We start from the raw sequence: 2,794 nt of genomic DNA, 5'->3' as shown, positions 1-2,794 counted from the left end.
GGGTTGGTCTTGGCGGCGGCCTTGACCCGCCTCGGCTGGCTCCGCAGTTTCTGGTTGACGTGGCCCTGGAGCCAGGACTCGGAGACGCCCACCACCCGCGCGATGCCCGCGAGGGGGATCTTCTCCAGGAGCCGCCGGTCGTCAGGTCCTTCTCCGCGTCCGTGACCCGCGGGTTCTTGGGGCGCTCGACGAATTGCCGGGAGCACGCCTTGCACCGGAACTTCGGTGCGCCGACGCCGTTGGAACCGTTCTTCACGATGACCTCGGAATGGCAGTGGGGGCAGCGCATGGCCTTATCCTCACCTAAATGCTTAGGCGACAAAACGAAACTCCTAGTTGCTCCATTAGGCCGTCACTCAATATAAAGGACTACCCGGGTTTCTATGCATCAGGCTGAACGGTTGTTCCGCTTCCCGACCAAAATCTCGGAATTAAATCCACCCGCGCCGCCGGAACCAGATCACCATGCCCAGCGCCATCCCCAAGCACACGACCCAGAACGCCGGATAGCTCCACGTCCACTGGTTCTCGGGGATGGGCATGTTCATCCCATACACGCCGGCCAGGAAGGTCATGGGCATGAAGATGGTGCTGATGACCGTCAGCACCTTCACCGCCTCGTTCAGCCGGTTCGACATCACCGACATATAGGCCTCCGTGAGGGATGTGGCGACCTCGTGGTAGGTTTCGAGCAGGTCGATGATCTGCACGCAATGGTCGTACGCGTCGCGGAAATAGGTGAGGGTCGTGTCCGACAGGCACTCGTGCTTGTCCCGCTGCAACTGCGCGATGATTTCCCGCATCGGCCAGGTGGCCCGGCGCAGCAGCAGCAGCCCCCGCTTGGCGGCGTGGGCTTTTTGCAGGGTGTGGTGGCCGGGGCGGTCCAGCAATTCGTCCTCGGTGTCCTCGATGCGCTCCGCGAAATGCTCCAAGACCGGGAAATAGCCGTCGATGATGGCGTCCAGCAGCGAATAGCACAGGAAGCTCACATCGTTCAGGCGCAGCCGCGAGCCTTGCACTTGGAGCCGGTGGTAAATCGACTCGAACACGCCGTTGCGGGTTTCCTGGAAAGTCAGCAGGGTGCTGCGCCCCAGGAAGAGGTTGACCTGCTCGTCGTGCAGTCGCTCCTCCCGCAAATGCACCAGCCGGGCCACAATGAACAGCCGACCCGGTGCCCCTTCCATGGCCGGATAGTCCTCGATCTTGGGCCGGTGGGCGCCGTGCAATACGTCCTCGACCGCCAGGGGATGGAGTTGGTATTTCTGGGCGAACATGTTGATGACATCCGCCCGGCCACTACAGGAAATATTGATCCAGCGGACCTTCGACCAGGCCGGGCGGTGGTCCGTCAGGAACGCGGCCAGGTCGGTGATCTCCTGCCGCTCGACCCGCTCCGGGCAATAATCCACGCAGGCGATGGATACCGGGGTCGCCGTGGCGTCCAGCCCGGCGGGCGGCTCGGCGGCTTCGATGCCGGGCGCCGTGCCGGGGGGCGGCATGTTGGCCTTGGGCAAGCGCAGCGGGGACAGGTGGCGGCGCTTCTTGCCCAGTGGTGGTTCGGCGCGGGGGATGGCATTGCGGGGCGCTGGGGATTCGTGCGGCTTGTGAGTCATGGGGGGATGGTTTTGAGTTGAAGGACCGAGCCGGTTTTGAAAACCGGCTCGGTCTGCATCTTGTTTACCGGGGATGGACGCCATGTTAACGCATGGGCATGACGGAAGGCGGCGGGCTTCCCAGGGCAATCGCGCTATGCCGGGAAGCGGCTGTTTTTTCCCTCTCGCCTCTGGGAGAGGGTTAGGGTGAGGGTGTCAAAACGGGATTCCCTCCTTGAAGAACCGGGGCCGGGTCTCGTGGTCCGGGTTGGAAAGGCCGTAAATCCCTGAGTTGGATACCCTCACCCCGGCCCTCTCCCAAAGGCGAGAGGGGGAAATTCACATAGCGCGATTGCCCTGGGCGGGCTTCGGCTTGACCTGACGTAAACTACGGTTTTTTTAACCGGACGATTCCACTCGCGTCAGTCCCGCATCATCGGAGCCTTGCCATTCTCATGATCGACCAATTTTTCCCCATGGGCCTGGCCCATTACCTCATCGGCGGCGCGGCCATCGGCGCGGCCATCGGACTGCTGTATCTCTTCACCGGGCTGGTGGGCGGCATGAGCACCTTGTTCAGCGCCACTTGGAGCTATGCCTCGAACGCCCCGGCCTTCCAGCGGGAGGCGCTGCTTAAGTCACGGGCTTGGCGGCTGGCGTACGCCGCCGGGCTGATCCTCGGTGCCTTGATTTATCTGGCGATGACGGGTGAAACCTTCGTCACGGAAGTCGGCGCGTGGCGATTGCTGGTCGGCGGCTTGCTGATTGGCTTTGGCGCCCGCCTCTCCAACGGCTGCACCGCAGGTCACGGCATTTGCGGGCTGGCCTCGCTGCAACTGCCGTCCTTGTTGGCGGTGATTATCTTCCTGTCCACCGCCATCGCCGTGGCCCATTTAACGCAAGCCTGGGGAGGGCTGTGATGAAGCCGTTATCGTGGCTCATGGTGTTGGCCGCTGGCGCCTTGTTCGGGTTCGGCCTGTCGGTCGCCACCATGGTTAAGCCGGAAGTGGTGCTGGATTTCTTGATGTTCCGGGACTTGGGGTTGCTGCTGGTGCTGGGGAGCGCGGTGGCGGTGGCGTTGCTGGCGTATCAGCTTGGGCCACGGCTGATGAAGAAGCCGGTGTTCGAGCCGACGTTTGGGCGGCATTCTTCCTTGCTGAATGCGCGCACTTTGCTGGGCGCGGCCATCTTCGGCGCGGGCT

4 protein-coding genes are annotated in these 2,794 nt (G+C 63.0%); 2 read left to right on the top strand and 2 right to left on the bottom strand.

What is annotated here, in order from left to right; genetic code table 11:
• Together ACXWUF_RS21560 and corA are read right to left on the bottom strand one after the other, a co-directional pair.
• Nucleotides 1–289: transposase (locus ACXWUF_RS21560; protein ID WP_458496584.1), on the bottom strand; the 289-nt coding region annotated here is incomplete at its 3' end.
• A gap of 142 nt (nucleotides 290–431) precedes the next feature.
• Nucleotides 432–1,613 (bottom strand): magnesium/cobalt transporter CorA, encoded by a 1,182-nt coding sequence (gene corA, locus ACXWUF_RS21555; RefSeq protein ID WP_458496583.1) that lies wholly within the window; start codon nucleotides 1,611–1,613, stop codon nucleotides 432–434.
• Nucleotides 1,614–2,047: 434 nt separating this feature from the next.
• On the opposite strand from corA, the gene ACXWUF_RS21550 reads away from it, so the two are divergent.
• Nucleotides 2,048–2,512 (top strand): YeeE/YedE family protein, encoded by a 465-nt coding sequence (locus ACXWUF_RS21550; RefSeq protein ID WP_458496582.1) that lies wholly within the window; start codon nucleotides 2,048–2,050, stop codon nucleotides 2,510–2,512.
• Nucleotides 2,512–2,794, top strand: a 283-nt coding sequence (locus ACXWUF_RS21545) for a DUF6691 family protein (protein WP_458496581.1), incomplete at its 3' end; no start/stop codon positions are given. The genes ACXWUF_RS21550 and ACXWUF_RS21545, both read left to right, overlap by 1 nt.

This window comes from Methylomagnum sp. (assembly GCF_054333355.1).
Note: the sequence above shows the minus strand (reverse complement) of the source record. Positions and strands in the feature narration are given on the sequence as shown.